Origin of the sequence: Brachybacterium sp. AOP3-A1-3, from assembly GCF_052378285.1 — a bacterium.
GTDB lineage: Bacteria > Actinomycetota > Actinomycetes > Actinomycetales > Dermabacteraceae > Brachybacterium.
Genome location: NZ_JBQSXM010000041.1, coordinates 1 through 6,919, shown reverse-complemented (window position 1 = coordinate 6,919; position 6,919 = coordinate 1). Strand labels below are relative to the sequence as shown.

The following is a 6,919-nucleotide window of genomic DNA, read 5'->3' as shown; positions in this document are numbered from 1 at the left end:
CCCCTTCTCTGGGCTGCCCTGATGCAGGGGCTGCGATTCGGCACGGCAACCGCCACTAAGCGAGCGTAGAGAGCCGCCATCTACCGATCAAATCCACAGGTATACCCCACCGGAGCACTTGCCTCCGGCGGGTCGCCTTGATCCTCATGGCGCTTACGAAGACCCTGGCCGGCGAGTCAGAGGGCTCGACGTGGTGGCCGGCACGGCCACCTCGAGCGATAGAGACTGCGCCATGGGTCTCAATCTCGCAGAGCGAGCCCCATTACCGCATTCTGCCCGTGCGGGCAAACCAAAGATAGACAATTATTGGCGTCACCACTAAGGGCACTATGCCGCCGTACAAATAGGCAACTGCGATAAGTAGAACTGGAATCCACTGAGGATCTGCGAGCAAATCGCCAAGCTGAGGTGCCACGGGAAGGATAAAAGCAGCCAGTATGGCGAGTGACGACCATGCAAGGAGCGCTGCGGGCCGGTGCGCACGCCTATCCGCCAACGCCAAGACAGCCCCCCACAAGAGCGCTCCGAAAATGCCAAGCACTCCGGCTCCGCCGACCACCGAGACCACTCCCGTCAGCACCGCCCCAACGCCGATCAACCAAGCGCTGGCGGACCTACGCTGAGACACCCCGTAGCGCATCGCCAGTGTGCGCGAAACAGGACGCATTGCCGCGTCGTCGATGCGACTGTCAACCCTTTTGCTAGCCACGGCCATATCACCCTGGTTTCCGATGAGTAGTGAGACGGTCGCGGGCGCGGTCGTCTTTGGGCGAACGTGGGTCACTTGGGACTACCTCACTATCAGGTGACATCACGTCGTGGTGAGCGACGAGGCAAGCCTACGTCTCGCGGCTGACCAACTCCCGACCCTTCTCGGTGCGGAGGGCATGCTTGGCGCTGTAGAGCAGTCGACTCAGCTTCATGGCATGATCCGACCGCGATGCGCTCGACAGAAGCACCGCACCACTCAGCTGAATCACTGTTTGTGTTCGTGGTGGCCAGCCTCGGGCCGGCCACCACGAACACTTACAGACGATTCACTGGGTCTGCCCAGGATGCCTGGGCCCGCTGCGGGATTCCGGGCATACTGACCGTTATGGCCAGCCGCGTCCCGAAGCTCGTTGCTTCCGGAGCCCTCGTGCTCTTTGTGATGTCTGGTTGCGCGAGTGAGCGCGATCGTGGAGTTGAGGCCGAAACATGCGTCTCGTGGGCAGACCTGTCAGATCCCCACGTAGCTTTCGACGAGGCAGATGCCGTGATCATCGGTCGATCAAGTGCCTCTACAGAGGTGACGAACATGTTCGGAATCGATGCCGCTGTGCACAACGTGGATGTATTGCAGGTTCTCAAAGGGGACCTGGCAGACACGGAAGCGGTCGCCTCCACCCCGGAGACATGCACTGACGGCGCCCCTTACCCAAACGGTGACCCTCTGGATGCTGAAGAAGATCTGCTTCTCTTCCTGACCAAGCAAGATGGCGACACCCCGTGGTCAACGGTGACTCCATTCGACGGTGCGCAACCCGCGCCAAAAGACGGGTCTCTCCCGTTCGAAGTCCCCGCCACCGCTAGCAGCTAAACCCGACTGACAGCTCACCGCCCAGTAGTTTCAGTAGTCAGACTGCATGGAGGCTGGGAACCGCTTACTATCCGGTGGTGACCTCACTTCTTCCCCCCGCGAGCACCCCGGCCGCGTCCCTCAAGATCGGCCCTCGCCAGCGGCTCGCGCGCCTGGTGAACCCTCCGCGGCTAAACGGTCTAGACATCGCCCGGGGTCTCGCGATCCTCGGTATGGTCGCCGCCCACCTCGGCGACTTCCCTCCTTTCGCCTGGAGCGACCCGTTCAGCTACCTGAACATCGTGCACGGCAACTCCTCGATCCTGTTCGCCGTCCTCGCCGGCATCTCCATCGCCTTGCTCACTGGGCGCGAACGCATCCCCGAGCCCGAGGACCTGCCCCGCCTGCGGCTGGCTCTTGTCGGCCGCGGGGCAGCGATCTTCTCGATCGGGCTCGCGCTCGAACTCCTCGGCGTGGGCATCGCCGTGATCCTCACCTTCTACGGCCTCCTGTACGTCGCAGCGATCCCCGTTCTTCGCCTGCGACCCTCACGCCTCATCCTGTGCGCAATCCCCCTCGCGCTGTTCGGTCCGGTCCTGATCACGCTCCTGGAGACGCTCTCCCTGGGTGCTTACGGCGCCGGCAGCAACCTCCTCATCGTCGGGATCTACCCGCTCACGACCTGGGCACCGCTAATGCTGATCGGCATAGCCCTGGGACGCCTCCCCCTGACCCGCCCCCGCACCGCAGGCCTGATCACCGCGATCGGCGCGACCCTCACCATCACCGGCACCCTCCTCGGCCTCGCCCTCAGCACAGCCCTAGGAGTCCTGCTCCCGGAGTACCAGGACTACTCCTCGTGGAGCTCCACCGGCTACTCCAGCTCGTGGGAATCCAGCTCGAAAGGCTCCACGGGGTACGAGGACGAAGTACCGATGGTGCCCTTCGACGAAATCGACGGAACCGGACTGCTCTGCTACCCCGCAATGCCGTATGACCCCGTCGTGTACTGCGAACCCCAGGACTACAACGAAACTTGGATCGACGAAAGTAGCTCATCCTCGAGCTATTGGGACGACTACGGCGGCGACTGGAGCACGTACCCCGAGCGCCTCTCCGACATGGCACCCCTTCCGATGCTGATCAGTTCAGTGATATCCACTACCCCGCACTCAGGGTCCGTGCTGGAGATCTTCACCTCGGGCGGACTCGCTCTGTTCGTCATCGGCGCCTCGACACTTCTCTCACGCCCCCTGCGATGGGCGCTCCTGCCCCTGTCCGCCATCGGCGCGATGCCCCTGACCGCCTACACCCTCCACGCCCTCGTCATCCTCGCGCTCACCGGACCCGCCGGCTACCTCACCAGCAACCCCGCTTGCCTACTCCTCATCCTCGGCCTCGCCATCGCCTGCACCACATGGGCCGCGTTCCTCGGCCGGGGCCCTCTCGAGCGCTTCACCGCCCGATCCGCCCGCTGGCTCTCACCCCAACCCACCCCACACCACCGAACAGAAACAGCCACCACCGCCACCGACCCGCACCAACGAGATTGACATGAAGAGACGTGTCACGCGCGGCATCGCGAGAGACGTCCCGAACTGGGGCACCCCAGCAGGACAGTTACCAGCAGGTTCTTTACGGTTCCCAATAGGGTCCAAAAATGCACTTTTGCGACAGATCTGTCGCACTGGGTATACCCGAACGGGACGGTCGCCTGCGGCGCATCTCCCCTGTTCCGCGGGATCCAAAACCGGGTTTTGAGACATGTCCCGGGTAGGGTCTAGGGCATGAACGAAACAGATGGCTCCAGGGGCGGCGCCCCGCGGCGGCTGGGCCGCGTCGTGATACCCATCGTGCTCGGGGCGGTCGTAGTCGCGGTGATCCGTCTCGGCGTCGGGCTAGTTCCTCAGAATCCCTTCGTGGGACTGTTCCTCATCATCGCCACGACCGCTTTGACGATCACGGTTCTACTGCGCGCGGGCGGGGTGTGATAGCCGATACTAAATGGCGCCGGTCTGACAGTGATAAATGGCGTGGCTCATGTCGAACTGGCTCGGCTTTAGGTCGAAAGCGGGCGACAGCCAACCGGCCAGTGAACTTGTCTTAGATGAGAAGCTAGGTTGTCCATGTCGGGGCGATTCGAGCGCGTTGCTGCATTGCCTAACGCTCAGGCGGCAAGGAGGCCGGCGGCGACGTTCGCGATTGTGTGAGCGGCAGCGCCGGGCGCAAAAGAGTCGGTCTTGTGCCGCAGCCACCCCAGGAGCCATCCCGCAGCGAACTGCACCGGGATGAGAGGCCACAAGCGCGCATCGATCAGCAATAGCGTCAGGTGGGGCACCAGAAATATCAGCGTTTGGATAAGGTTGCCCCAGCCGAAGCCAAGCCTCCGGAAGAGAACGCCGCTGACCAATCCGCGGAAGAAGACTTCTTCGCCGACGGCACGCAGGACCACGCCGACTGCAGCCCCGATCGAGGTCATCTGAGCGATCGAAACCCCGGGTAACTCCAGTACATCTGCCGGTACAAGAACAATCACAAGCCAGCCCGTCAGCACGAGCGGAAGCAGCAGAAGTGTCGCCCAGCCATATGCGGACGCAGAGCCCCAGGAGACCCCCGCCCGAGTCATGGCTGCACGGAAGCTCCTGCCTTCGCCACGTGACTGCACGGCCAGATACACGACGGTTGGAATGCAGAACAGGACGAACTCAGCCATGAGCACAGCCTATCGAGGACGGTGCGTTGATCGAGCTGAACGCGGGGCTCGCTCGCAGTCTCAGAAAGCGACAGTTTTATGAGACACGCGGCCAGGCAATGGCGGACTCGTCTCGAGCTGGGCCGATAGCTGGTCCGGAGTGTCTCGAGAAGTCGTCGCACCGCATTTCGTCTCAGATCTTCCGGCTTGGGTAGTTTGTGAGGCACTATGTGCTCATGAGGCTTCTGGGGTACACGCGGGTATCGACGGCAGGGCAGGATCCGGCACTGCAGCTCGACGCCCTCCTTGCTGCCGGAGTGCAGAAGCGGGATGTGTTCTCGGATGTGACGTCCGGGGCGAAGAGCGCAGCAGAGCGTCCAGGCGTGAAGCAGCTTCTGGCCTACGCGGAGCCCGAGGACACGGTGGTGGTGTGGCGGATCGACCGACTGGGCCGGTCGCTCATCGACGTGCTTAACACCGTGAACCTCATACGGGACCGCGGCGTGAAGATCCAGTCGATCTCCGACGGGATTGACCCCGAGACCTCGTCGGGGCGGCTGATGCTCGGGATGTTGGCGACACTCGCGGAGTACGAACGGGAGCTGATCGCCGAGCGGGTCAATGCCGGAATCGCAGCGGCCCGAGCCCAGGGCACCAAGTTCGGTCGTCCGCCCGTGGACCCCGAGGTCGTGGATCGCAAGCTCGCGATCGCCGTGGAAGAGCGGGCGAAGGGACGCACTGCCGAGGAGGCAGCGCGCTTGGTGGGATGGTCGCGCGCGACGCTCTACCGCCACCAACGGGACGCCGCTGCTCGCTCAGCGATGAAGCAGGCATGACGTGGACGGGCCGCAGAAGTGGGAGATCCTGCGGCTCCACGTCGAAGACCGCATCCCGCTGGCGAGCCTGGCCCGCAACACCGGGATCGGTACGCGCACGCTCTCACGCTGGCACGCCGCCTACCGCGTCGGCGGTGTCAAGGCTCTCGAGCGGACACCGCGCGCCGACGCCGGCGCGCGGCGGACTACGCCGGAGCTCGTGGCTTTCGTGAAGCACCTGGCACTGACCAAACCGCGCCCGAGCATCGCGACTTTGCACCGCCTGGCAGCGGCCGAAGCCTCGAGAACAGGCGAGAAGCCCCCGAGCTACGCGACGGTGCGTTCGATCGTGCAGGCACTGGATCCCGGCATGGTGACCCTCGCGCTCGAGGGGCCGGCCTCTTACCGGGACCGCCACGAGCTCGTCTTCCGCCACCGCGCAGAGCGCCCCAATGCCTTGTGGCAGGCCGACCACACTGAACTCAACATCCTTATCAAGGATCCCAGTGGGAGACCTTCGAGGCCCTGGCTGACGACGGTCATGGACGACTACTCGCGGGCGATCTGCGGGTACATGGTCTTCGAGGGCGCCCCCTCGGCGATGAACACCGCGCTGGCGCTGCGCCAAGCGATCTGGCCGAAGAGCGACCCGGCCTGGTCGATGTGCGGTATCCCGGACGTCCTCTACGTCGACCACGGAAGTGACTTCACCAGTCACCACCTCGAGTACACCGCGATCGCGTTGAAGATCCGCATCATCCACTCCACCGTCGCCCGACCGCAGGGCAGAGGCAAGATCGAACGGTTCTTCCACACCATCAACACCGAAGTGCTCGCGACCCTTCCCGGACACCTCACCCCGGGCCACCCTCACGCCGTACCCACCCTGGAGCTGACTGGTCTGGACCGAGCCCTCGGGGAGTTCGTCGGCCAGTACAACGAGCGCACTCACGCAGCAATCCGTACAAGTCCGAAGATGGCCTGGATCGGGGAGGGATGGCTACCGCGAATGCCCGAGAGCCTCGAGGAGCTCGACGGCCTCCTCCTCAGGGTCTCCAAACACCGCACCGTCCAGCGCGACGGTATCCACTTCCAAGGACAGCGCTACCTCTCACCCACGCTCGCCTCTTTCGTTGGACGCACGGTCACGATCCGCTACGACCCCCGCGACCTGTCCGAGATCCGCGTCTACGACCACGACACCTTCGTGTGTACCGCGATCGACGAAGCCCACCCCAATCAGCGCTACAGCCTCCACGACATCGAGACCGCCAGAAGGACCCGCCGGCGGCAGCTCCGCAAGGACATCAACGACCGAATCCCCACAACTCCACGACCCCCAACCGACCCGCCCACGCCGCCCGCTCCCGCACGGCGGCCCAGGAAGCGTCTGAAGACCTACGAAGAGGACGAGTAGATGAACCGCGACTTCATCGTCACCAAAGAACACCGCCGCTTCTCCGAGTTCGCAGGCGCCATCCGCAAGGACGTCACCATCGGTATCTGCCACGGCGAAGCCGGCGTCGGCAAGACCCAGTCCGCGCGCCGGTACGCGCACTGGGGCACCCTCGAACCCTTCATTCACGACTGGGGACCACGCAGCGACACCGACCTGAAGCACTACGCTGCCGCCAATCGCTCCCGCACCGTGTTCTACACCCCAGAAGTCCTCCCCAAGCACCGCGATCTCATGCGCGACATCGAGTTCTACCGTGGCAAAGTCGGAATACTGATCTACGAACACCTCCGCGCGAACGGGAAGATCACAACCCGTGAAGTGCCCTGGACCATTGACTTCACCGAACTGATCATCATTGATGAGGCCGAACGACTCACGCCCACCGCGCTCGAACT

At 63.8% G+C, this 6,919-nt stretch carries 6 protein-coding genes; 5 read left to right on the top strand and 1 reads right to left on the bottom strand.

What is annotated here, in order from left to right; translation table 11 throughout:
• Positions 1–1,656 precede the first annotated feature (1,656 nt).
• Together ACT3T5_RS19365 and ACT3T5_RS19360 are read left to right on the top strand one after the other, a co-directional pair.
• Positions 1,657–3,111, top strand: coding sequence for a heparan-alpha-glucosaminide N-acetyltransferase domain-containing protein (locus ACT3T5_RS19365; protein ID WP_444595310.1), 1,455 nt, complete (start codon positions 1,657–1,659; stop codon positions 3,109–3,111).
• 234 nt (positions 3,112–3,345) lie between these two features.
• On the top strand, positions 3,346–3,549 hold the full coding sequence (locus ACT3T5_RS19360) for a hypothetical protein (RefSeq protein ID WP_444595309.1): 204 nt from the start codon (positions 3,346–3,348) through the stop codon (positions 3,547–3,549).
• A 176-nt stretch (positions 3,550–3,725) separates the two neighbouring features.
• On the opposite strand, the gene ACT3T5_RS19355 is transcribed toward ACT3T5_RS19360, so the two are convergent.
• Positions 3,726–4,271, bottom strand: a complete 546-nt coding sequence (locus ACT3T5_RS19355) for a lysostaphin resistance A-like protein (RefSeq protein WP_443416300.1) — start codon at positions 4,269–4,271, stop codon at positions 3,726–3,728.
• 215 nt (positions 4,272–4,486) lie between these two features.
• Here ACT3T5_RS19355 and ACT3T5_RS19350 point away from each other — a divergent pair, with 215 nt between their 5' ends.
• The 3 genes from ACT3T5_RS19350 to ACT3T5_RS19340 form a co-directional block, all read left to right on the top strand.
• On the top strand, positions 4,487–5,086 hold the full coding sequence (locus ACT3T5_RS19350) for a recombinase family protein (RefSeq protein WP_444595308.1): 600 nt from the start codon (positions 4,487–4,489) through the stop codon (positions 5,084–5,086).
• A gap of 1 nt (position 5,087) precedes the next feature.
• Positions 5,088–6,482, top strand: a complete 1,395-nt coding sequence (locus tag ACT3T5_RS19345; protein ID WP_444595307.1) for a Mu transposase C-terminal domain-containing protein — start codon at positions 5,088–5,090, stop codon at positions 6,480–6,482.
• A partial coding sequence (locus ACT3T5_RS19340; protein WP_444595306.1) for an AAA family ATPase occupies positions 6,483–6,919 on the top strand: 437 nt, incomplete at its 3' end.